This is a genomic window from Mycobacterium sp. Dal123C01, assembly GCF_052566995.1.
This window is the reverse complement of record NZ_CP199580.1, coordinates 2,280,201-2,301,804: the sequence shown is the minus strand read 5'-3', so window position 1 is coordinate 2,301,804 and position 21,604 is coordinate 2,280,201. Positions and strand designations below refer to the sequence as shown.

Here is a 21,604-nt window from a genome sequence, read left to right as displayed (position 1 = left end):
TTTAAGACAAACTAGATGCATGGCCCCTCCAACGACCACCGCAGGTAGTCAACTCGGATACGCGCGCGTGAGCACTGGGCATCAGTCGCTCGACCAACAGGTCGACGCGCTGACGGCGGCGGGGGTTGATTCCACGCGCGTCTATTCCGACAAGCTATCCGGCATATCTACCCGCGAACTGCGTCCTGGCCTTGCCTCACTGCTGGACTACGCACGCGATGGCGACGCCATTGTGGTCGTCGGCATCGACCGCCTGGGCCGCAACGCTGCTGAGGTCATGGCAACAATCCGCGAACTTGGTGAGCGTGGGATCGTTCTGCGTTCCCTGCGCGAGGGTATCGACACGTCGAACGCCACAGGTCGAATGGTGGCCGGCGTGCTGGCGAGCCTTGCCGAGCTTGAGCTTGAGTTAGGTCGTGAGCGTCGTTCGGCTGCCCGCGAGGCACGGCGGGCACGCGGCCAGTCGATTGGTCGTCCGAAGGCTCTTGATGAATCGAAGTCGGCGTTGGCTCGTCGCATGCACGACAAGGGCGAGCCCGCCTCGACTATCGCATCGGCCCTGGGTGTCAGTCGGGCAACTGTGTATCGCGTGCTAACCGGCGGTTGACAGCGGGTCATTTTCTAAGTCGCGAAGCGGTGCGCGTTGTCGGTGCGATGGGTCATACTTCGCTCGGATGGAATAAGTCAAGCAGTAGCATGGTGGTCTGCGGATTGGAAGGAAGGTCACGTCTTGACTGTTGACGTGGACGGCGGCGCAGTTGTCGTCGAGCCTATGCAAGTATCAACCGCCCAGATCAATGACTACGCTGCTCGAGTCGGCTCAACGTTCGATATCTACAACCACGAGGGGCGAGCCGACCTTGACGTCCTTCTATCTAAGCTGGGCGGTGACGTCCAAGTCCGCGACGGGATCGAATCGCTCATGATCGATGAAGATGGGACGTTCACAGTCTATGTTCCGAGCAGGACATCTCCAAGGCGAGATCGTTTTACCATCGCACATGAGATCGGTCATTACCTTCTTCACCATTTAAATGGTGACACGAATCGGCGACTATTCACTAGGGCAGGTTCTAACGTTGCCGAAACGCAGGCAAACCATTTTGCTGCAGAGTTGATTATGCCTCGAGACTATTTTGTCAAAGCGCATGGTGATCTCGGAGGCGACCTGTGGGGCTTAGCTCGTCGATTTGATGTGTCTCCGGCCGCAGCACAGGTCCGTTGCTCGGTGTTGGGCCTGGGAACCCCTTAACAACAAAGCACGGATAACTGCGTGAGCAACATCGGCTCAAGACTGTTTCTTTCGTGTGATTTAGTGGGCTCGACGAGCCATAAGCAGTCAGCTGGCAAAACCGACATCTGGATACCGGATTTTTTGCGCTTCTATTATGATTTCCCGGCTCGCGTGCGGGAAAATCTTGACCGGCCCGAGATCGCTGCTCGACTGGCCTTTTGGAAGGCCATTGGCGACGAATTATTGTTCACCATCGACATTAAGCACGAATCCGAAGTCTTTTATGTGGTCACTGCCTGGGTCGCGGCCATGGCGCAGTATGAGGCTGAGTTGATAGCGAAGAATAGCGAGGAAAACTCAGCCAAAAATAAGATGAAGATGAAAGGTGGTGCGTTCATTGCCACCTTCCCTCATCCAGATTATGTCGTAGTTGTCCCCACCTTTCCGATGGAGCTTGATTCAGAACGAGACGTCGTGGTGCGCAACGAAGCAATGAAGCGCGATGATCGGAGTGAAGATGGGCCTCAACTTATCGACTACTTGGGTCCAAGTATTGACACAGGATTTCGAGTGACAGCGACCTGCACTCAGCGGTATTTCACCTTGTCGCTGGAGGTGGCGTGGGCAATGTCCTACCACCGTCTCCACCATGATCGGGAGAACACAATGCCGGGACTCCTACTGCTTGCAGAGACGCAGATGAAGGGGGTCTGGAATGGACGCGAATACCCTGTTTTTGCGCTCGACCGGCAAATCGAAGACAAAATAGTGGCGAGTCTGCGTGCTGTTCACAACAAGCCTGAAGTCCCTCTACTGGAAGTCGACCATCTCGCGTTGGCATGTCTGGAGGCGGGCGGTTGGCCATCGCGGGTTTACTTCGAGGAATCTTCCTATGAAGCATTCACCGAACTGGGCGATCATCTCGCCGAACAGCAAGCAACACTTGACGGCATGGCTGACAACTCCGGCGAGACCTTGGCGGAATTCACCACCGACGACGCTGGCACTGTCGAATCATCTACGGAGGATTCAAGAGACAGCCTGAAGGTGCCGGAACCACGGGACTAGTCGCGATGCACTAATCCTCCTGCAGACGCGGAGGTATCGGTGCGTCAGTCAAGCATTTCGCAACTGTGTCGATTGCATCCATCGCATAGTTTGGCTCTGAGGGTGGCGGATAAATCAGGCGCAATGCGCGCATGTCTTCGCTTCGTCGCCTACTGTCGGGGATCTTCCCGCGATTACGGTCATTTGGGTCATGCACGTCGATCAATCCGAACTCGCGCAGTTCATGCAGGGATGCGTACGCCTCGTGGGCCAAACCATAGAAACCCCACTTCCACGAGTCCGGGAGTGCTACGCCAACCTCGTCACTGCCTTTCCTAGGCACAAGCCGCAAGCGATGCGTCAGCTCTACGATGATGAGCAACGTTGCTAGCTCCTCACTTGTGAGAATTAGGTGCCAACCGGCACGAAAGAACCCTGACGGAAGCGAAATCGACTTCGTGATCGACGCCGCACTGGGCACGCTGTACCAGTGACCCGACGCGTCCTCACGGTTGAGCCGAAAACCGTCGAATCGATTGGCGTTGCCCGCAACAGAGACGGCAACCAGGCCGTGCCTCTCGAGCTTCTTTAAGGCACGGGTCAACCGGAGGTTGAGCTCGCGGGTGGAGACCCCAGAATCCCGAAGGCCACACAGCTGTACCCATCCATCCCCGAAGTTGTTCTGGCGGCGGTTCTCCACCGGCTTTCCCGGCTCGAACTCCTGGTGGGCCACGTATAGCCCGGTGGAATATACCTGCAGTGCATTGCTCGGCCGATAGATGAGCTTGGTGAGCGGCGGCCTGGTCATCGCATCGCCGTTTCGGGACGCCAGCGAGGTGCCGGCCGCACGGAGTGGACGGGATTTGCCCAGTCGGATGAAGTCTTTCCTGATGCGGACCTCAGGATGCTCACCGACATCTAGAGCCTTATAGAGATCTGTAGCAGTTCTGACTGCATAGGCGCGTCCGTGCAGGTCTTTCAGACGCGCGGCCCGGATGGCGCGAGCACGGGCAACGGCTTTCTCGGCATGTTGCTGCCGTTCGCGCATCTGTGCCAGTTCTTCGGCCATCGCGTCGAACCCGGTTTTCATCGTCAGAATCGCCGCCTTCGTGGTCGGTTGGGCAACGCGTAGCGGGGCTTCCGCTAGCGGCATATATGACATATATCGTAGGTGTAAATGTTACGACCCGCTAGCGGGCACCCAATATACCGCTACCAAATACCCTGGAGTCCTACGACAGGCACGCCGCCAATCGTGGATGATCTCGCTCATGACCAAGCAACGCGCCAAGAAAAGCGAGCTGGAACGGGTCGCTGAGCGCGGCTGGCTATTCACACTGCGGTACATGCTCCTGCTGCAGACACTGAAGCCGACCACACAGCCGGGCAAGTGGGCGACGGCGCTGACCGCTCTCATGGCTCTGGCCGCCGCTCACGGATACCGATAGCTAGTGCGCGTCGGCGGTGTTTGGTCGCATCGGCCCGCTAAAACGGCTCACCGTGGCGCGCGTGTAGCCGACCTCAGCGCGAGTGACGCCGCCATCACATCCGCAGTGAGAATGCGCCCAGCGCCGCGATAATCGCGGCGGTCCTGGAATCAACGAGTGTGACGACGACGCCAGCGAGCCCGGTCACCATCACCATGTCGCTGCGCAACGACGGGCCGCCAACGGGTTTGCCACCTTCAAGATAGTGACCGGCACAGCGCACGTACCTGACCTTGCTTTCGCTGGTCAAGCACAGCGCATGCGCATGTCTAGTGCTGATCTATCTGACTGTGCGACCGCACTAGAAAGTCCCGTTCTAGCTGGCTGCTAATGTCCGCGCGGCTCTATCTCGGCGCCCTACACCCCGAATCGTTGCCCATTCCGCCTCAAACCCTCTGTACCAGAACACGAATGGGGTCTCACTAGACGACGGGATTGCGTGCTGCCGAGAACCGTTCAAGCTGCACGGGCGGTCCGCCCGCGGGCGGCGGTGGCACCACACTGGCTATGCCGTCCATCACAGTCACGACGGTTGAGCTTTGCCGTTCGAAGTTCAGCGTGCCGTGCTGGAAGTTCTGCACGATCCACTCCGGCTCCTGAATCTCGGCGCTGGTCGGCAGGCCCAGCGGGCCGCGCTCGTAGCCCAGCGTGGCCCAGGCGTCGTAGATCCTGCCGGTGAGCGGCTGGGCGCCGGTGGCCGGTGACCAATAGATCGCGCCATTGGCGAAGATGACGTAGCGGATCGAATCACCACTGGGCGCTTCGGGTGATGTCGGTGCACCGAGCGTGCCTGTCATGCCGCCCATCGCCTGCCAGCGGGCGTAGATCGCACCGGCCTGCATCGACTCCGCCAAATCCTGTGCGTTGGGCACTTGCTTGAACCGGGCGGCGATGTCGCGGATCCGCTCCATAAAGGCGTACCCGGCGTTGCCCGGACACGCGGTGTCGCCGACGTCACGATGGGCGAAGATGCTCGGCAACGTTGGGGTGGCACCTTGCGGGAAGCGTGTGTCGGGGCCGCCGGCGGAAGTCAGCACGACGGTGCCGTTGGGGTTGACCGCATCCATCGCAAGCCGCCATCCCAGCAGCTGACCGACCGCCCGCAACTGCTCGGGTGTCGGGGGCGCCTGGCTCAAATCGCCGATCATGCACACTGCCCAGGTGTCGGTGTTGAATCCGCCGGTGTGGATGCCCACGACCGATTTGGTGATGCCGCCGAACCTGCCCTCGAACATCTGGCCGTACTTGTCAACCAGCGCGTTGTAGCCGATGTCGCCCCAGCCGTGTGTCAACGTGTGGCACTCGTAGATCGAGCGCACGATGGCCGCCGAATCTGTCGGCGCGTAGCCGTTGCCGGTCGCAGAGTGGTGCACGACCCCGGCCCTAATCCCGTTACCACAGCGCGGTATTCCACGCCGAATTGACTCATCGGCGCCCCACCCCGCGCGGCTGATGATGTTGACCGGGTGGCCCGGCGCCATCGCCACTGCCGATACGTTGGGGTCCGCGGGTGCGCGCGCCGGGCCAACGAGAACCTCGGCGGCCATTCCTAAACCAAGGACAACCGGTGCGGCCGCAGCGTATTTCAGCACAGCGCGCCGGGAAGCCAGCGGCGTCGGCGGCCTGCAGGTGCAGCGATGTGGCACCGCGCCACGGTAACCGGCGTCCGGTCGAACAAAGATTCGCCGCGCCGTTGCCGAAATGATTTATTCCCGTGCCCATTTCGATTACGAGCCTGCCGGCGCATCCCGTGGAGACCGCAACCGCGACCCAAACCGGTAGCTCACGCCTTCACCGAATCGGTCGGGTGATCGGTCTGCGGATCCACTTCGGTGACTCGGCGCCGAAGATCCTCGACGGTGCGAGTTATTTCGTTGTGTCGGTTGAACATCTCGCTGTAGCGACTCATGTCGTTGGCGTCGACGCCCATAACGTTGTGGTCGATAAGTCGCACCACCGATGCGGCCGATCTGATGGCGCCTCGTAGGAGATAGCCGAACGCAAGCGGGCCGCCACTGGCCCCAAGTCCCTCAAGCGCCGCGCGCCGCGTTAGCCAGGCACGGCGAGCCCCAATGTGCTTGCCACAACTTGGTTGTCGTCACGCTGACCTGTCGGCTGGAAATGGCGTTTGCTGAAGTTCAGCCCCGCCTTAACTGGCCCCGACTCATGCTTGAACGGCGCCACCGCCGATGAGGCCGCGCGAGCTTGCACATCCTGAGCGGCCCAGCGGGTCTCCCTCCTGAAAAGCCAAGCTGTCGAGCCTTCAGCTGCCTGGCGAGGTCCTGGCACAAGTTGCCCACTTTCTGAACTTTGTTCCTCCCCCTGCGATCGGGCGCGCCAGTGTTCCCAACGCGGCGGTCTCCACAGCGGGTTTGCCATCTTCAAGATAGTGACGGGCACAACGCACCGTCCCGACCACGTTTTGGCTGGCTATGCACAGCGCGTGGACCGACCTAGTGCTGATCTATCTGACCTTGAAGGGGCACTAGAAAGTCCCGTTCTAGCTGAACCTGTCCGAACTTGACTCTCCCCTAACAGGAGGGCCGAGGCTGGTGTCTGACGGTCACCCGACGTCACGACGAAAAGAGGAACTAATGACTGCACAGCTCACACTGGACCCCGTGATCACCGCGCACATCACCGCGATCAACAGCTTCGACGTGGACGCGATCATGGACACCTTCGCAGACGATGCGCTAGTGAATGATTTCTCGCGAGAGTTTCTGGGCCGTGACCACATCCGCGCATTCATGGCCAAGGAGTTTGTCGGCGACCACGTCACCGTGGAACCCGTCGCGATCGTCGACAACGCCGGTATGTGGTGCGTTCGGTGCCGTTACGAAGGTGACTATGACAAGACCGGACTGCCCGACCCGCTGATCATGACTAACTACTTCCGCCTCTGTGACGGCAAGATTGTCACCCTGTTCGTCATCAAAAACACCGAACCGCAGTATTGACCAGACGCCGCTCGCGCTCGGTGAGCGGCGTCCTGACCCGGAGCCACCATGAGCATCACCGTTTCCGTCGGGCGGTTCGCCACGATGACCCACCTCAGCGTGAAGACGCTGCACCACTACCACCACGTCGGGTTACTCGAACCGGTACACGTCGATTCCGAGACGGGATACCGCTACTACTCACTCGACCAACTGCCGACCGCTCAACTAATCCGACGACTACGCGACCTGCGCATGCCCGTCGCCGACGTCCGAGATGTTCTTGTCGCCCAGAGCCCCCGTGACCGCGAATCCTTGATCACAGCCCACATCGACCACCTCGAAGCCGAACTGGCCCAAACAAAGGCCGCAGTCAATTCGCTTCGCGCCCTTCTGAACAACGCGGACAGTCCGCAGCGCGTGCACCGTCGCGCCGAGTCGACCACTCCTGCGGTCGCCATCACCGCGGTCGTCGATCCAACCAACATCGAAAGCTGGTGGCGCGACGCCCTACACGCTGTCCGCGAGGCGGTGCGGATTGGTGGGCTCGACCAAACCGGGCATGCGGGCGGGTTGTATGACGAATGCCTGTTTCAGCAAGAACCGGGCCACGCCACAGTCTTCATCCCCGTCACCACACCACGGCAACTGGGAAACATCGAGCCGATCCATGTGCCCGCCGCGGAGGTCGTCGTGGCGACCCACCACGGCTCGATGGCCGATATCGACCTGGCATACGCCGAGCTTGGCTCCTACATAGCTCGCTACCAACTCGCCGTCGGACCCCGCATCCGCGAGTACTACCGGCACGATCACTCACACACGGCAGACCACACCCAATGGAGAACCGAAGTGGCCTGGCCCATCATCGACGTCCTCCCTCCCAAGGCGTAACTCGTCAAACACGCCGCTTGGCCAACCCGGCGCATTCTGCGGTTTTGCCGTCTTCAACGCGCGCCGGGGAGATTTCCGCTATCTTTTGGGTCAAACATCCCAATTAGTCCGGCAAGCTCCTCAGTCCAGGTTGAGGCCAGGGCTGCGAACTGAAAGTGATTCCAATGAGTTCTGCGGCGTTTTCCGACCAGAAGCAACGGCGTCACATCCTCGGCAGTGAGATGGCGTACGTGGAGGTTGGCGAAGGCGATCCGATCGTGTTTCTGCACGGCAATCCCACCTCGTCCTATCTCTGGCGCAATGTCTGGCCGCACTTGCAGCCGTTTGGCCGCTGCATCGCCCCGGATTTAATTGGCATGGGCGATTCCGACAAGTTGCCCGACAGCGGCCCCGGCTCCTACCGATTCGTTGAGCACCGCCGCTACCTCGATGCTCTGCTCGAGGACCTCGATGTGCGCGAGCGCGTCACGTTAGTAATCCACGACTGGGGATCGGCCTTGGGCTTCGACTGGGCTAACCGCCATCGCGAGGCCGTTAAAGGTATCGCTTTCATGGAGGCAATCGTTGCCCCGCAGGGTCAAGACCACTGGGACACAATGGGAATGCGTGAAGCGTTGGAGGCGATCCGCTCGGAAGCCGGCGACGACATGGTTCTGAAGGACAACTACTTCATCGAAGAGATTCTGCCGAATGCCATCTTGCGCAAGCTCTCCGACGAGGAGATGACTGAGTACCGCAAGCCCTTCACCGAGCCTGGCGAGAGCCGAAGGCCGACGTTGACCTTCCCCCGGGAAATTCCGATCGAGGGCGAGCCCGCCGACGTCAGTGCGATCGCTGCTGACTACGCCGACTGGCTGGGTAGCAGCAATGTGCCCAAGCTGTTCCTCAAGGCCGAGCCGGGAGCCATTCTGGCAGGCGACAGGCTGGTCAACCTGGTACGCGGGTGGCCGGCATTGACAGAGAACACCGTGTCGGGAATCCATTTCGTCCAGGAAGATTCACCGGACGAAATCGGGCACGCGATCGCCGACTGGATTGCGACGATCGACTGACGCCTTCCTGCACGGCACGGGCCGTTGCTCCGTCGAGAACGAACACCGCGACAAGGCCAAACTGCCAAGGAAATAACGCAGTTCATGTACGACGTCATCGTTGTGCGACATGCGCGCTGTTCGGCAGCCGTTAAACGCGTCCTGTCGTAATTAGACCAACCGGGGCTAGCATTAAGTGCTCAAAAATTCATTTTGAGGAGGTTGAAATGCCAGCAGATTTTGTTTCCGGAGGTTGGACGGTTCCGCCGGGAGATCCGTCCCTGGAATTCTGGTTCTCGTGGCCGCCTGGGTCCCACCCGAACAAGGGTCCGGTCTTCTGCATGTGGTCGCCTAACCAGCCCGAGCGCGCCGAAGACGTCAAATTATGGATCACCAAGTATGCCAACGCCCGAAGCGTCGAGGGACCCGTGTACTACCACGGATACGTTTCTAACAGTTGTTCGCAGCCGGTGAAGGCCAGGCTCATGGCCGTCTACTTTCCTGAGTTCCAGAGCGATTGGCAGATGTGATCATGAAGATGGAAGTCCTCACCGACAAGTCCGGCAATGTGGTCGCCACGTACCAGCCTCCGGAGCAGCCCGGAAAAGATGATCCGGTATTTCACATTGGCGCCGGACCCGATCACGCGCTGCACGAAGTCGATGTTCCGTCTGAGCTCGCGAGCATCGAGTCTGCGGAGGAGTTGCATCGTCGCCTCGCCCAGCATCTAAAGCGATAAGGGGACTTCAAAGACCTAGCGCTGATCTATCTAACGGTACGACCGCAGGGCTGAACCCGATTCGCGATGGCGTTGCTGACGTCAATACCGGGATCGAGACGGGCTGCGCCGTGCAACCCTGCGGTCTCTGTGATGTCGGTGGTTGCGACGTGATCGAAGCGTCGGCCTGAGAAGTGCTCGACTGCGGCGTCGAGAAGCTTGCGCCGAGTCCCAAGGCGGCGCCGCGGCTCCCCTGGTTGCCTGGGTGCGCTGTCTCCCACGCCCTGGTGCCGGTGGGCACGTTGCCGGGGAAGGTATATTACTCGCGAGTAAGCTGGCGACTTTCATGGCCGGTGTGAGCGCGGTGTGATGGCCCGCGGCGTACTGAGAAGGGGAGGCGGAGTTGCCTGGGGAGGAGACGAGCTCTGGGGTCGAGCCGCCGGTCTCGCCGCGGCTGCGCAGGGTGTTCGGGCTGTTGGAACGCTTTGCGCCCGCTGTCGGGTCGAGATTGGCCGTCGAGCTCTGGTGCACGCCGCCCGCCGTTGAGATGAGTTTGCGGATGCCGCCCGGTGTCTCCGCGGGCGAACCCGTGGAGGCGTTCTGGGATGGGCATCGGATTGCGGGCGAGGCGTGGGGCGACGGGCCGACGGTGTATCTCGTGCACGGCTGGGGCGGCTGCCGCGCGCACCTGGCAGTCTTCGTCAAACCGCTCGTCGATACCGGACATCGAGTCATCGCGTTCGATCTCCCGAGCCATAACGAGTCGGATGCGGGCGCATTGGCGGCGGGACGAACCACGATCGTCGAGTGCGCCGAGGCGGTCCGGGCAGTCGTGCAGGCGCATGGGCCTGCACGGGCGGTCGTGGCACACTCACTCGGCGCTAAGGCCGCGGCGCTGGCGGCGGCGCGGGGTGCACCGATCGAACGCATGGTGTTCCTAGCGCCGATGGGCGACTTCGGGTGGTACTTAGATGTCTTCGCGGATCGGCACGGCTTCGGACCTCGAATCCGCGCAGGTCTGCAACACCGCCTCGACCGCCGCCTCGGCATCCCGCTCGTCGACACCGACATTTGCCGGGTGGCCAGCCGTCTCAACGATCCGGCGCCGCTTCTCGTGGTCCACGACCCCGACGACCCCGACAGTCCCTATGAGACGAGTGAGCGAATCCCCGAAGTGTGGCCGGGCGCGACCTTGGCCACCACCCGCGGACTTGGACGCCTCGCCCACTACCGCATCTTGCGGCATCGCCCCGCCATCAACGCCGGCCTCGATTTCATCAATCAACCCCAAGGGCCAAACTCTCTGAGTCCCAATGATTTAGCCGTGCTTGCTGACTCACCTACAGAAGCGGGCCGAGGGCACTAGTACTTACCGCGACTTTTCGCGACACCGCCGGCGCGTTTGCCGTCTTCAAGATAGTGACTGGCACAGGGCATCGGCAGGCCTAGTGCTGATATATCTGGCAACGCTGATCCGGTAGGAGCCGTTGATCACCGCGACACCGTATCCGAGCACGTTGGCTGACGGCTCAATCGTCAACTGAGAGATGGTGATCGGCGGAGACGAAGTGGTCAGCAACTCTGGCGACAAGGGTTGTCGACTATACGAAGACTTCTGTCGCTCAACTGACGCAGCACCGCGGCAGCGCCGTTGACTCCGAAAACGATCTTCTCTATGTTTCGTATATCCAAATGAATGGGATTGAATAGTCAAAGGAGTAGGTGGCGGCGATTACCTTGCCTGCTAGCAGAGCGGCCGGCGGTCGGCACCGCAGCGTTGCCGGCTACGCCCGCCCGCTTGCGGGGTTGGCCACTGTCGTTTCGATCGGCGCGATCGTGGCTTTGACGGTGGGTCTGTTCGAGGGTGACTTCACTACATCCGTGCCGGTGACCGTCTTGTCGCCTCGTGCCGGTTTGGTGATGAACACGGACGCCAAGGTCAAGCTGCACGGTGTTGTGGTAGGCAAGGTCGCTTCGATCGAATCTCTGCCCGACGGGCAAGCCGCTTTGCACCTGGAGATGGATCCCTCGCGGCTGCATCTCATCCCAGCCAACGTCCTCGTCGACATTACGTCTTCAACGGTGTTTGGCGCCAAGTTCGTCGAAATGGTGTCGCCGGCCGACCCGTCGGCGCGCGCGCTGCAAGCCGGACAGACGCTGGACGGCAAGCACGTCACCGTCGAGACCAACACGGTATTTCAGCAACTGACGTCGCTCTTGTCGAAGATCGAGCCCGTCAAACTCAATGAGACACTCGGCGCAATGGCGTCGGCGTTTAACGGCCGCGGTCACGAAATCGGCCAGATGCTAAGCGATCTCGATGCTTTTCTCACCAAGCTTGATGCGAGCCGTCCCGCTCTACAGCATGACCTTGCGGTCGCACCGACGGTGCTCAACGCCTATGCCGATGCGGCACCCGACCTGGTGAAGGCCGCCGCCAGTGCGACTAGGGTGAGCCAGACGATCGTCGACGAGCAACACAACCTTGACGCTTTGCTGATCAGCACGATCGGTTTGGCCGATATCGGCACTGAGGTGTTGGGCGACAACAGGAAACGGCTGACGGACGTCGTGCAACTGCTATTGCCGACGACTGATCTGCTCAGCCAGTACCACCAGGCTCTGACGTGCGGGATCAGCGGCCTGTCATTTTGGGACAAGCAGGGCGCGGCCAAAGATCCGGGCATCACCCTCTCGATTGGTCTGGATTTCGGTGCTGAGCGGTATCGGTACCCGGGTGATTTACCGCGGGTGGCCGCCAAGGGCGGCCCGCAGTGCACCGACCTTCCGAACATGCCTTTCCAGGGGCATGCCCCGTTCGTCGTAGCCGACGTCGGCGCCAACCCTTTCAAGTACGGAAACCAGTCCCTGTTGTGGAATTCCGATTTCATCAAACAGTGGCTATTCGGGCCGGTCGACGGGCCGCCACGCAACACCGCACAGATCGGCCAAGGCGGATGAGGCGCGTACCGGTTGCGGCGTCCATCAAGTTCGCGGCGTTCGCGGTCGTGATGGCGGTACTGACCGGCTTTTTGTTCCTCATTTTCGGGCAGTACCAAACCGGTCCAACCACGGGATATTCCGCGGTTTTCATCAACGGGTCGCGGTTGAAATCCGGAGACAGCGTGCGGGCGGCGGGGATTCGGGTCGGCACCGTCAACAGCGTTGCGCTGTTGCCGGACAAGAAAGTTCTGGTCAGATTTGACGCCGACCGCGGCGTGGCACTGACCGAGGGCACCAAGGCGGCCATTCGGTATCTCAACCTGGTGGGCGATCGATATCTGGCGCTCATCGACGCTCCGGGATCGGTCAAGTTTTTGCCGGCCGGCGCTCAGATTCCCCTCGAGCGCACTTCACCGGCGCTTGACCTCGATCTGCTGCTTGGCGGGCTGAAACCTGTCATTCAGGGCCTCAACGCGCAGGACGTCAATGCCCTCACGTCATCGCTTATTCAGGTCTTTCAAGGACAAGGCGGGACCCTCGAGTCGCTGTTGGCGAAGACGGCGTCGTTCACGGGCTCGTTGGCGGACAACAAGGAAGTGGTCCAACACCTGATCGACAATCTGAACGCCGTGCTGTCCACCATCGACAACGAGGGTGGCAAGTTCTCCGGGACGATCGACCGACTGCAACGACTTGCGACCGAACTTGCGGCAGACCGCGATCCGATCGGTGCCGCGATTGACTCCCTGGACAAGGGAACCGCGTCACTTGCGGATCTGCTGACCCAGGCGCGGCCGCCGTTGAGCGGCACCGTGGATCAGCTAAACCGGTTGGCCCCCTTGCTCGATCAGGACAAGGGGCGCGTGGACGCCGGATTGCAGAAGGCGCCGGAAAACTACCGGAAATTGATCCGCACCGGCGCCTACGGCGGCGTCCTCAACTGGTACATCTGCGAACTGAGCTGGCGAGTTACGGACTTCCAGAACCGCACCGTGGTGGCACCGTGGTTCAAACAAGAAGGCGGGAGGTGCGCCGAACCCGATGCTTAAATACCGCGGCTCTCACCTGATACGACCGGGTTTCATCGGCATTGTCCTGATGGCGCTCGTCATCGCCGTGGGTCTACAGCCGCAGCGGCTGCTGTCGTTGGCGACCGCCGTCCGCTACCAGGCACTGTTTTCCCAAGCGGGCGGTCTGGACGCGGGTGCCGACGTCACGGTATCGGGGATCAAGGTCGGCACGGTGTCGGGTGTGTCGCTGCAGGGCGGCGACGCCTTGGTGACCTTCAGCGTCGACGCAAACGTGCTGCTCGGCTCGGCCACCACCGCACACATCGAGACCGGCAGCCTGCTCGGTCAACGCGTGCTGGACATGGAGTCGGCAGGCAGCGGCAGGCTCCGTCCATTGGATGTCATCCCGGCGATTCGCACATCCTCGCCGTACTCCCTGACCGAAGTGGTCGGCGACCTCACGACCAATGTCGCGGAAACCGACACCGCATCGCTTAACGAGTCACTGGAGACCCTGTCGAAAACAATCGACCAGATCGCACCGCAATTGGGACCGACGTTTGACGGGCTGACCCGATTGTCACGAACCCTCAACAGCCGCAACGAGACTCTGAGCGATCTCCTTAAGAACGCCAGTCGCGTCACGGGGACTTTGTCCGAACGCAGCCAACAGGTCAACGCGCTCATCCTCAACGCCAATGACCTGCTCGCCGTCCTGGTGCACCGACGCGACGCAATCGTCGACTTGCTGGCCAATACCTCCGAGGTGGCCAAGCAGCTGACCGGATTGGTGCACGACAACCAGCAGAAGCTGGCGCCGACCTTGGCCCGGCTGAATTCGGTGACAGCGGTCCTGGAGAAGAACCGCGACAACATCGCCAAAGCGCTGCCCCGCTTGGCCAAATACCAAATCACCTTGAGCGAGAGCGTCTCGAGTGGCTTCTACTACCAAGCGTTCGTGCCAAACCTGCTGCTATTGCAGCTTCTTCAGCCGTTCATCGACTACCTCTGGGGGTTCCGCACCTTTGATACCGCGCCCGGGCGCGGTCCAGGCTTTCCTTCGCCGATGCCACGGGCGTTGATCCCGTGGCCGTACAACGGCATTCCGGGAGGTTCACGATGAGGTCCCGGAGCCGGTTTACGGCCGGACTCGGCGTCGTCCTGGTGGGGATCTTGTTGGCCGGCGTTGCGGTGCTCGTTGACGATATGTTCTTGCGACCGAAGACGATTACCGCCTTCTTCACCACCGCCACCGCGATCTACCCCGGCGATGATGTACGGGTTGCCGGTGTCAAAGTGGGCACCATCGCCGGCATTCAACCGGTGGGCACTCAAACCAAAATGACCCTGCACGTCGACCGCGACGTACCCGTTCCAGCTGATGCCAAGGCCGTCATCGTCGCCCAGAATCTAGTCGCCGCAAGGTATGTCGAACTCGCACCGGCCTTTCGGTCAAGTGGTCCGAGGATGCCCGACGGCGCCGTGATACCGGTCGAACGGACCGCCATCCCCGTCGAGTGGGATGAGGTGAAAACCCAACTGATGCGATTGGCAACGGATTTGGGGCCAACCAGTTCGGTGTCTACACCGTCGGTGGCGCGGTTTATCGACAGCGCCGCTAACGCGCTCGAGGGCAACGGCGACAAGCTACGGCAGACGCTGGCTCAACTGTCGGGGTTGGGACGGATTCTTGCCAGCGGCAGCGGCAATATCGTCGACATCATCAAGAACCTGCAGACTTTTGTCACGGCCCTGCGCGACAGCAACACCCAGATCGTGCAGTTCCAGGACCGGTTCGCGACGCTTACCAGCGTGCTCAACGAAAACAGGTCCGACCTGGATGCGGCGCTGCGCAACCTATCGGTCGCGGTGGGCGAGGTGCAGCATTTCGTCGCAGAAACCCGCGACAAGACCGCCGAGCAGATAACCCGGTTGGCCGATGTCACCCAAAACCTTGTCGAGCACCGCATGGACGTCGAGAACATCCTTCACGTCGCGCCCAACGCGTTCGCCAACTTCTACAACATCTACAACCCCGATAACGGCATGAGCAACGGGGCCTTCGTGGTCAATCAGTTTTCGAATCCGACGTTTCCGGTCTGTACCGCCCTCGGCGCTATTGAAAACGTCACCGCAATCGAATCCGGAAAGCTGTGCAGTGAATATCTCGGTCCGGGACTCCGGCTGCTGAATTTCAACTACCTCCCCATCCCGAGCGACCCGATACTCGGGAAGGCGGCGGATCCGGAAAACGTCATCTATACCGATCCAGCCCTGATCCCGTGCCATCCACATATGGACGCCTGTAGCGGCGGATTGAACGGCACGACGCCAACGCCGCCCGAGACTCCGCCCGCGGTGTCGGCGTATACCGGTCTGCCCGGTGACCCCGCCCCGAACGCGCCGTGGGTACTCGGGCCGCCTCCGGGGCAGCCTGGACCCGGTGCGCTGCTACCTGCACCCGGGGTGCAAGGGCCGTCGTCGTGACCGTCCGTGGCAGTGCCCGCCGCCTGCTCGTTATCGGGTCGTGTGTGTTGCTCACCGCGGCGGGATGCGGATTTAAGGGCCTGAACTCGTTGCCGCTTCCCGGGGCGGTGGGGCGCGGACCGGGTGCTCAGATCTTCCACGTCCAGATCGCCGATGTGGCGACGATGGAGGCGAATTCGCCCGTCATGATCGATGACGTCGTGGTTGGCAGCGTCAGCAATATGACGATGCGGGATTGGCACGCCGACGTCGAAGTCGCGGTGCGGCCCGACGTCGTCGTGCCCGCCAACGTGGTGGCCAGTGTCGGACAGACCAGCCTGCTGGGCTCGATGCATTTGGAGCTCAATCACCCCGTGGACCAGCCGCCGACTGGACGACTCAAATCTGGCGCCACCATCCCGCTGAGCAAGTCGTCGACCTATCCGTCGACCGAGCAGACCCTGTCATCCCTGTCGGTCGTTATCAATACGGGAGGGTTAGGGCAGATCGGCGACTTCATCCACAATGTGAACGCCGCGTTGTCCGGGCATGAGCGCGAGGCCCGCGATCTGCTGACCCGGCTAGACACATTCGTGGGCACCTTTGACGATCAGCGTGACAACATCATCGCCTCCATCCAGGCGTTGGACCGCTTTGCCGCTACGTTGGGCGGACAACGGGATGTCATTACCGCGGCGCTGCGCCAGATTCCGCCCGCGCTCGATGTACTGCTGAGGGAACGGCCACGGATCACCACCGTGCTCGACAAACTGCGAGTGTTCAGCGACACCGCGACGGGTCTGGTCAACGACACGCAAGCCGACCTGGTGAAAAACCTGGAAAACCTTGTGCCGACGATATGTTCGCTCGCCCAGGTCGGCCCCGACCTTGACAAGAATCTGGCTTTTGCGGCATCAGCGTTCCCCTACGGGCAAAATCTCATCGACCGAGGTATCCGGGGCGACTACTTTAACGTCTTCGTCATTATCGATATGACCCGTGCCCGACTGAAGAATCACACGTTCCTGGGCACCCACTGGCAGCAAGAGGACCTGTCGATGGTGCCAGCGCCGGGGGATCCAGGATATGACGCGTACTACGCCAAGAATCCAAACGGTGAGGGTGTCACCGGGTTACCCCGCACCCCAGCGCCCCCGGACCGCTGTGGCCCGAATATCGGCGGTTCGCCGGCACCTGGTGGGGGCCGCTAATGCTCACGCGGTTCGTCCGAATCCAGCTGACCATTTTTACGGTCGCCACGATCATCGGTGTGTTTGTGATGATCGACTCCTACCTGCAGGTGCCCACCTTGTTGGGCATCGGCCGGATCACCGTCACACTCGAGCTGCCCGCCTCTGGCGGCCTGTACCGCTTTTCCAACGTCACCTACCGCGGTGTACAAGTTGGCAAGATCACCGCAGTGGAGCCGACCCGCAACGGCGCGAAAGCGACGCTGTCCCTTGGCACCTCGCCGCAGATTCCGGCCAACCTGCTCGCGGAGGTACGCAGCATCTCCGCGGTGGGCGAACAGTACGTCGATTTGCGGCCACGTACGGACTCGGCGCCCTACCTGCGTGACGGCTCGGTGATACCAATCGGGCAGACCACGATCCCTCAAGCGGTTGGGCCGATGCTGGATCAGGCCAGCGCCCTGATCAACAGCATTCCCAAGGACAAGCTCGGCGCGTTGGTCGACGAATCGTTCACGGGTCTCAACGGATCCGGCTACGACCTGGGGTCGCTGTTCGACTCGTCCGCCAGGGTGGCTGCCGACTTCAACGGCGTCGCCGAGCGCACCCGAACGTTGACCGAGGACACCGCGCCGCTGCTGGATTCACAAGCGCAGACTGTTGATTCGATCAGGCTGTGGGCGCGCAGCCTCGCTGGAGTGACCGAGCAGGTTGCCAACGACGACACCCAGGTGCGGACGTTGTTGCAGACCGGGCCGGGCGCCGCCGACGAGGCCGCGCGCCTGCTCGATCAGATCAAACTCACAGTGCCGGTGCTGCTCGCCAATCTGACCACTCTCGGCCAAATCGGCGTGACCTATCATCCCGGACTGGAACAACTGCTGGTGCTCTTGCCGCCGGCTATCGCGGGCCTTCAGTCGGCCCAGCCGACTAACAACTACACGGGCCTGCCGATGGGCGGTTCCCACATCACGATCGGCGATCCGCCGGCGTGCACGGTCGGCTTCCTGCCACCCGACCAATGGCGATCACCGGCCGACACCACCACGGTCGACACCCCGGACGGGCTGTACTGCAAACTGCCTCAGGATTCGCCGATCGCGGTTCGCGGCGCACGCAACTACCCCTGTATGGGGCATCCCGGCAAGCGCGCACCGACCGTCGAGATCTGCAACAGCGACAAGCCATTTGAACCGCTGGCGATGCGACAGCATTTTGCCGGGCCCTACCCGCTCGACCCGAATCTACTGTCGCAGCGTGTGCCGCCCGATCAGCGCATCAAAGTCGACGAGCGAACCTTTGGTCCAGTCGAGGGAACGCCGCGACTCCCACCCCCGCAACTAGCGCCGGCCCCGTCGCTGGGGCCGTTACAACCGCAGAGCGGCTTTGCGCTCCCGCCGCTCGATAACCTCGCGGGCCCACCACGATTGGGATCGCCGACCAACGCCGTGAGCCCGCCGCCGCTGGGGTCTTTGGCGCCGATGGACACCCCTGATTCTGTCGTGCCCGCGCCGGTAGCTCCCCCGGCGCCCACTGACACCGCGCCACCACCTGCTGGCACACCGTCAGTGGCCCCAAGTTCGTTCGCCACCAATGGTTCTGGGAAAGGTCCTCCTATCGCGATTGCTAAGTACAACGCTGACACCGGTGTCTATGTCGGACCGGACGGAAAGCTCTACCGGCAGTCAGACCTGGTCAGATCGTCGGACCACCACGCCAAGACGTGGAAAGACTTGATCCTCACGGATACCTAAGGGAGGTCTCACATGACACTCCGCGAGCATCCCGAACCGGCACTCGATACCAACGACCTTCACCACCGGCACGATCCGCCGGAGGACACCGACCTCGCATTAGCGGAGGCGGCCGAGGCAGAGGCCGAAGCGGTCGAAGCACGCGCGGCGGCGGCGCGTGCCCGAGCCATCCGACTACGCAGGCAGTCCGAAGCGCCGCCCCCCGACCGCTCCGAGAACACCGATACGGCCGATTCGATACGGCGCCAGTGGGTGCGCCGCCCCGGAACCAAAGCCGTCGCTATCGGCGCCGCGATCATGCTGCTCTGCGCCTCGCTCGCGGCAAGTGGTTATTTCGTCTGGCAGGATCGCATCGCCGCGCAGAAACGGCAACGCACCGCGGAGTTCGCTGCGGCGGCCCGCCAGGATGTCGTGGCGTTAATGTCATTGGATTTCAGCAAAAGCCACGAGGACATGCAGCACATCGCCGAGAACTCCACGGGAAATTTCAAGCAACACTTCCCGTTGTTCGAAAAGCAACTGACCAACGGCCTGGAGCGGTCAAAGATCGTCACCACGGTCACGGTGAACGACGTCGCTGTCGAGTCGATGACCGAGAAGTCGGCGGTCGTGCTTGTCGCGGCGACCACGGAGGCCAAGACAGCGGAGGCGGCGCCCGATGCCCCCCGGCAATCACAAACGTGGCGGATCGTGCTAACCCTTCAACGGGATAATGGTGGGCAGCCCAAGATGTCTGACGTCGAGTTCGTCCAATGACAGTCGATCACGACCCCCAACTCGACGACGCCGACGACGTGAATGTCGACGAGGACGACGGGGCTGCCACCCCGGGGGACGAACGGCCCGTGCGCAGGGGTGTCACAACCCTCAAACACCTAACAGATGTCAGCCGCCGCTGGATACGCGCTGTGCTGGCGAGATGGCGCCTCATCTCGCTGACGGTGGCGGTCGTTGCGGCCGTGGGACTTACCAGCGCATTGTTCTTCTTTCAATACCGGCCGAATCAGCAGACCGGCGACGCGGCGGCACGCGCAGCGGTCAAGGCCGCATCCGAAGGTACGGTGGCGCTTCTTTCCTACTCCCCGGAGACCGTCGACCACGATTTGGCGGTCGCCAAAGCAGATCTGACCGGACAGCTTTTAGGGTATTTCAACGATTTCAGTCGCTACTTCGTGGCACCAGCGGTCAGGCGAGAGGGCGTGAAGGCATCCGCCGGCGTACAGCGCGCCGCAGTGTCGGAGCTACACCCGAATTCGGCTGTAGTGCTTGTGTTTATCCATCAGACCACAACCACCAAAGACAAACCGGAACCGGTCTTGACCGCCAGCAGCGTGCGGGTGACGCTGACAAAGGTCGAAGGGTCCTGGCTGATATCAAGATTCGAGCCTGAATGATATCGCTATCTAACCTCGAGAACCGGCGCGGCGGGACGAGGCCGGAGCGACCAACGCGATCAGTTGGCGCGATAGCAAGCGCATCACTGGTGGCAGTTGCAGCCATCCCGGGCTGGGGTGCCGGTTCCTCAGCGCGCGCATCGTCGGATTCGATCGCGCTCAATGGGACATATAGCGCCATCTCTGATGGTGCACTGGCACAAACAAATTACTCGTATCGCAACGAAGCGACCGTCACGAGTATTTGGACTATCACCTCCACTTGCGACGATCCCATGGACTGCGCGGGCCGGGTTACCAGCGACCAAGGATGGAGCGCGAACGTTCGATTGGTTGGGGGCAACATGTGGTTCGTTGCCCGCAATGTCGAAGGCTGGGAGCGGTGCGAGGACGGTACGACGGCCCCCGGGCATCAGACATTCAAGTTCTCCGCGGACGAGAAGCTGTCTGGCTGGGACTACACCGTCGGTCCGAGCGGCGCCTGCGGCGCCAACAAATGGCTCGTGGTCGAAATGCCGTTCAAACTAGTCAAAACCGGTTGAGCATAACCAATTCGCGACTTCAGCCAGCCTGCGTACCTATCGCACCGGCGGCCTTGCGGAGGTGACGACCTATTTGGTCGACGTTCCGCAATGAGAGGGCCGTGAAGGGGTGCACGCAGATGTTGTGCGTGACGCGACCGAGTTGGTTGAAGATCGGTGCCGTGATCGCGCCAACATACTGCCTTTGGCGGCTGCCAAGCTTTCCTGAAGCCCTTGGGGCACCAGTAATTTCGAGGAGCACCTCGTTGAGGTGGTCGCGCACGGAGTCGGACTGCGCATCCATCTGCAGTCTGGTCATCACGGGGATTGCCGATACCATATCCGGGCTCATACGCTCCACGCTGAACCCCTGGCGACGGGTCTCCTCCAGGTGTTCCTCGAGCCGCTCCTCGAAAGCGGGATTATTGACTCCGCTGCGTTCGATCCAAACACGACGCTCATCAGCCGGGTCCCATGCCGCGAACGCCGGCCCGAACGGTGCGGCAAACGGCACTCTGTCGCCCGCCGAGAGGCTCCATGGGTCATCGCGTCCTGCGATGAAGGCGGTGATGACGAGCGAATCGCCGACGCGCTCGGACACCGACGCTGCGTAGCCGGTGTCTGTGGCGGCAGCCGATGCGGCCGCACGGGCGGCGTGTGCGATCGACGGGGCCTGATCTATGCGCCCGGCCAGCCTGACCAGCGCGGCACCGACGGAGAATGTCTTATCGGCAGGGTTGCGGGTGACCCAGCCCATCTCGTCGAGTTCTTTGAGGATCACGTAGGCCGTCGCCTGGTTGAGGCCCAAGGCGTGCACGATATCGCTGAGTCGTGTTGTGCTGCCGCGGCGTTCGGCGAGCAGCTCGATGATGTCGACCACCCGCCGAGTCGGCGGAGATGAAGCGGTCACGAGTAACTCCTGCGGCGAGGGATGTCGACTATACGAAGACTACTATCGCTCAACTGAGCCCCTGCC

General features: G+C 61.6%; 24 protein-coding genes. 19 read left to right on the top strand and 5 right to left on the bottom strand.

Annotation, left to right across the window (positions count from 1 at the left end):
• The first annotated feature begins 19 nt into the window (after positions 1-19).
• The 3 genes from ACTXG5_RS11115 to ACTXG5_RS11105 all read left to right on the top strand — a co-directional run bounded on the left by ACTXG5_RS11115 (position 20) and on the right by ACTXG5_RS11105 (position 2,302).
• On the top strand, positions 20-607 hold the full coding sequence (locus tag ACTXG5_RS11115; protein ID WP_445163704.1) for a recombinase family protein: 588 nt from the start codon (positions 20-22) through the stop codon (positions 605-607).
• A gap of 123 nt (positions 608-730) precedes the next feature.
• Positions 731-1,252 carry an ImmA/IrrE family metallo-endopeptidase gene (locus ACTXG5_RS11110; protein ID WP_445163703.1) on the top strand — a complete coding sequence of 174 codons (522 nt, stop codon included), beginning with the start codon at positions 731-733 and terminating at the stop codon, positions 1,250-1,252.
• Between the two features lie 21 nt (positions 1,253-1,273).
• On the top strand, positions 1,274-2,302 hold the full coding sequence (locus ACTXG5_RS11105) for a hypothetical protein (RefSeq protein ID WP_445163702.1): 1,029 nt from the start codon (positions 1,274-1,276) through the stop codon (positions 2,300-2,302).
• Between the two features lie 10 nt (positions 2,303-2,312).
• Here ACTXG5_RS11105 and ACTXG5_RS11100 read toward each other — a convergent pair whose 3' ends face one another.
• Entirely contained in the window at positions 2,313-3,371 is a 1,059-nt protein-coding gene (locus ACTXG5_RS11100) for a hypothetical protein (RefSeq protein WP_445163701.1), read from the bottom strand.
• Positions 3,372-3,552: 181 nt separating this feature from the next.
• On the opposite strand from ACTXG5_RS11100, the gene ACTXG5_RS11095 reads away from it, so the two are divergent.
• Positions 3,553-3,729, top strand: a complete 177-nt coding sequence (locus ACTXG5_RS11095) for a hypothetical protein (RefSeq protein WP_445163700.1) — start codon at positions 3,553-3,555, stop codon at positions 3,727-3,729.
• A 94-nt stretch (positions 3,730-3,823) separates the two neighbouring features.
• Here the strand turns inward: ACTXG5_RS11095 and ACTXG5_RS11090 are convergent, their stop codons facing one another.
• From ACTXG5_RS11090 to ACTXG5_RS11080, 3 genes are all read right to left on the bottom strand, one after another.
• Complete coding sequence (locus tag ACTXG5_RS11090; RefSeq protein WP_445163699.1) at positions 3,824-4,018, bottom strand: hypothetical protein; 195 nt, start codon at positions 4,016-4,018, stop codon at positions 3,824-3,826.
• A gap of 172 nt (positions 4,019-4,190) precedes the next feature.
• Positions 4,191-5,315, bottom strand: a complete 1,125-nt coding sequence (locus ACTXG5_RS11085; RefSeq protein ID WP_445163698.1) for an N-acetylmuramoyl-L-alanine amidase — start codon at positions 5,313-5,315, stop codon at positions 4,191-4,193.
• Positions 5,316-5,551: 236 nt separating this feature from the next.
• Positions 5,552-5,698 carry a hypothetical protein gene (locus ACTXG5_RS11080; RefSeq protein ID WP_445163697.1) on the bottom strand — a complete coding sequence of 49 codons (147 nt, stop codon included), beginning with the start codon at positions 5,696-5,698 and terminating at the stop codon, positions 5,552-5,554.
• Between the two features lie 664 nt (positions 5,699-6,362).
• On the opposite strand from ACTXG5_RS11080, the gene ACTXG5_RS11075 reads away from it, so the two are divergent.
• The 15 genes from ACTXG5_RS11075 (at position 6,363) to ACTXG5_RS11005 (ending at position 20,649) form a co-directional block, all read left to right on the top strand.
• Positions 6,363-6,728 (top strand): nuclear transport factor 2 family protein, encoded by a 366-nt coding sequence (locus ACTXG5_RS11075; protein ID WP_445163696.1) that lies wholly within the window; start codon positions 6,363-6,365, stop codon positions 6,726-6,728.
• 48 nt (positions 6,729-6,776) lie between these two features.
• The gene (locus ACTXG5_RS11070) at positions 6,777-7,601 is read left to right on the top strand and encodes a MerR family transcriptional regulator (protein WP_445163695.1); all 825 of its coding nucleotides are present in this window, start codon (positions 6,777-6,779) and stop codon (positions 7,599-7,601) included.
• Between the two features lie 164 nt (positions 7,602-7,765).
• Positions 7,766-8,653 carry a haloalkane dehalogenase gene (locus ACTXG5_RS11065; RefSeq protein WP_445163694.1) on the top strand — a complete coding sequence of 296 codons (888 nt, stop codon included), beginning with the start codon at positions 7,766-7,768 and terminating at the stop codon, positions 8,651-8,653.
• Between the two features lie 206 nt (positions 8,654-8,859).
• The gene (locus ACTXG5_RS11060) at positions 8,860-9,162 is read left to right on the top strand and encodes a hypothetical protein (RefSeq protein ID WP_445163693.1); all 303 of its coding nucleotides are present in this window, start codon (positions 8,860-8,862) and stop codon (positions 9,160-9,162) included.
• Between the two features lie 2 nt (positions 9,163-9,164).
• Positions 9,165-9,371: a hypothetical protein gene (locus ACTXG5_RS11055; protein WP_445163692.1), complete on the top strand. Its 207-nt coding sequence runs from the start codon at positions 9,165-9,167 to the stop codon at positions 9,369-9,371.
• 382 nt (positions 9,372-9,753) lie between these two features.
• Positions 9,754-10,716 (top strand): alpha/beta fold hydrolase, encoded by a 963-nt coding sequence (locus ACTXG5_RS11050; RefSeq protein ID WP_445163691.1) that lies wholly within the window; start codon positions 9,754-9,756, stop codon positions 10,714-10,716.
• 371 nt (positions 10,717-11,087) lie between these two features.
• The gene (locus tag ACTXG5_RS11045) at positions 11,088-12,311 is read left to right on the top strand and encodes an MCE family protein (protein WP_445163690.1); all 1,224 of its coding nucleotides are present in this window, start codon (positions 11,088-11,090) and stop codon (positions 12,309-12,311) included.
• The gene (locus ACTXG5_RS11040; protein WP_445163689.1) at positions 12,308-13,342 is read left to right on the top strand and encodes an MCE family protein; all 1,035 of its coding nucleotides are present in this window, start codon (positions 12,308-12,310) and stop codon (positions 13,340-13,342) included. The genes ACTXG5_RS11045 and ACTXG5_RS11040 overlap by 4 nt, the downstream gene beginning before the upstream one ends.
• On the top strand, positions 13,335-14,426 hold the full coding sequence (locus tag ACTXG5_RS11035) for an MCE family protein (protein ID WP_445163688.1): 1,092 nt from the start codon (positions 13,335-13,337) through the stop codon (positions 14,424-14,426). The genes ACTXG5_RS11040 and ACTXG5_RS11035 overlap by 8 nt, the downstream gene beginning before the upstream one ends.
• The gene (locus ACTXG5_RS11030) at positions 14,423-15,790 is read left to right on the top strand and encodes an MCE family protein (protein ID WP_445163687.1); all 1,368 of its coding nucleotides are present in this window, start codon (positions 14,423-14,425) and stop codon (positions 15,788-15,790) included. Before ACTXG5_RS11035 ends, ACTXG5_RS11030 begins: the two co-directional genes overlap by 4 nt.
• Positions 15,787-16,980, top strand: a complete 1,194-nt coding sequence (locus tag ACTXG5_RS11025) for an MCE family protein (protein ID WP_445163686.1) — start codon at positions 15,787-15,789, stop codon at positions 16,978-16,980. The genes ACTXG5_RS11030 and ACTXG5_RS11025 overlap by 4 nt, the downstream gene beginning before the upstream one ends.
• The gene (locus ACTXG5_RS11020) at positions 16,980-18,713 is read left to right on the top strand and encodes an MCE family protein (protein WP_445163685.1); all 1,734 of its coding nucleotides are present in this window, start codon (positions 16,980-16,982) and stop codon (positions 18,711-18,713) included. Before ACTXG5_RS11025 ends, ACTXG5_RS11020 begins: the two co-directional genes overlap by 1 nt.
• Positions 18,714-18,725: 12 nt before the next feature.
• On the top strand, positions 18,726-19,469 hold the full coding sequence (locus ACTXG5_RS11015) for a hypothetical protein (RefSeq protein WP_445163684.1): 744 nt from the start codon (positions 18,726-18,728) through the stop codon (positions 19,467-19,469).
• Complete coding sequence (locus ACTXG5_RS11010; protein WP_445163683.1) at positions 19,466-20,107, top strand: twin-arginine translocation pathway signal; 642 nt, start codon at positions 19,466-19,468, stop codon at positions 20,105-20,107. Before ACTXG5_RS11015 ends, ACTXG5_RS11010 begins: the two co-directional genes overlap by 4 nt.
• A gap of 89 nt (positions 20,108-20,196) precedes the next feature.
• On the top strand, positions 20,197-20,649 hold the full coding sequence (locus ACTXG5_RS11005; protein WP_445163682.1) for a hypothetical protein: 453 nt from the start codon (positions 20,197-20,199) through the stop codon (positions 20,647-20,649).
• A gap of 19 nt (positions 20,650-20,668) precedes the next feature.
• Here ACTXG5_RS11005 and ACTXG5_RS11000 read toward each other — a convergent pair whose 3' ends face one another.
• A complete protein-coding gene (locus ACTXG5_RS11000; protein ID WP_445163681.1) occupies positions 20,669-21,538 on the bottom strand; it encodes a helix-turn-helix domain-containing protein in 870 nt (289 codons plus the stop codon).
• Between the last annotated feature and the right edge of the window lie 66 nt (positions 21,539-21,604).

Bases quoted from the DNA above. Each gene is read 5' to 3' on its own strand.
- ACTXG5_RS11115 (WP_445163704.1), top strand. From the start codon at position 20: ATGGCCCCTCCAACGACCACCGCAGGTAGTCAACTCGGATACGCGCGC.
- ACTXG5_RS11100 (WP_445163701.1), bottom strand. From the start codon at position 3,371: ATGAAAACCGGGTTCGACGCGATGGCCGAAGAACTGGCACAGATGCGC.
- ACTXG5_RS11095 (WP_445163700.1), top strand. From the start codon at position 3,553: ATGACCAAGCAACGCGCCAAGAAAAGCGAGCTGGAACGGGTCGCTGAG.
- ACTXG5_RS11085 (WP_445163698.1), bottom strand. From the start codon at position 5,315: ATGGCCGCCGAGGTTCTCGTTGGCCCGGCGCGCGCACCCGCGGACCCC.
- ACTXG5_RS11080 (WP_445163697.1), bottom strand. From the start codon at position 5,698: ATGGGCGTCGACGCCAACGACATGAGTCGCTACAGCGAGATGTTCAAC.
- ACTXG5_RS11075 (WP_445163696.1), top strand. From the start codon at position 6,363: ATGACTGCACAGCTCACACTGGACCCCGTGATCACCGCGCACATCACC.
- ACTXG5_RS11070 (WP_445163695.1), top strand. From the start codon at position 6,777: ATGAGCATCACCGTTTCCGTCGGGCGGTTCGCCACGATGACCCACCTC.
- ACTXG5_RS11065 (WP_445163694.1), top strand. From the start codon at position 7,766: ATGAGTTCTGCGGCGTTTTCCGACCAGAAGCAACGGCGTCACATCCTC.
- ACTXG5_RS11060 (WP_445163693.1), top strand. From the start codon at position 8,860: ATGCCAGCAGATTTTGTTTCCGGAGGTTGGACGGTTCCGCCGGGAGAT.
- ACTXG5_RS11055 (WP_445163692.1), top strand. From the start codon at position 9,165: ATGAAGATGGAAGTCCTCACCGACAAGTCCGGCAATGTGGTCGCCACG.
- ACTXG5_RS11040 (WP_445163689.1), top strand. From the start codon at position 12,308: ATGAGGCGCGTACCGGTTGCGGCGTCCATCAAGTTCGCGGCGTTCGCG.
- ACTXG5_RS11035 (WP_445163688.1), top strand. From the start codon at position 13,335: ATGCTTAAATACCGCGGCTCTCACCTGATACGACCGGGTTTCATCGGC.
- ACTXG5_RS11030 (WP_445163687.1), top strand. From the start codon at position 14,423: ATGAGGTCCCGGAGCCGGTTTACGGCCGGACTCGGCGTCGTCCTGGTG.
- ACTXG5_RS11020 (WP_445163685.1), top strand. From the start codon at position 16,980: ATGCTCACGCGGTTCGTCCGAATCCAGCTGACCATTTTTACGGTCGCC.
- ACTXG5_RS11015 (WP_445163684.1), top strand. From the start codon at position 18,726: ATGACACTCCGCGAGCATCCCGAACCGGCACTCGATACCAACGACCTT.
- ACTXG5_RS11010 (WP_445163683.1), top strand. From the start codon at position 19,466: ATGACAGTCGATCACGACCCCCAACTCGACGACGCCGACGACGTGAAT.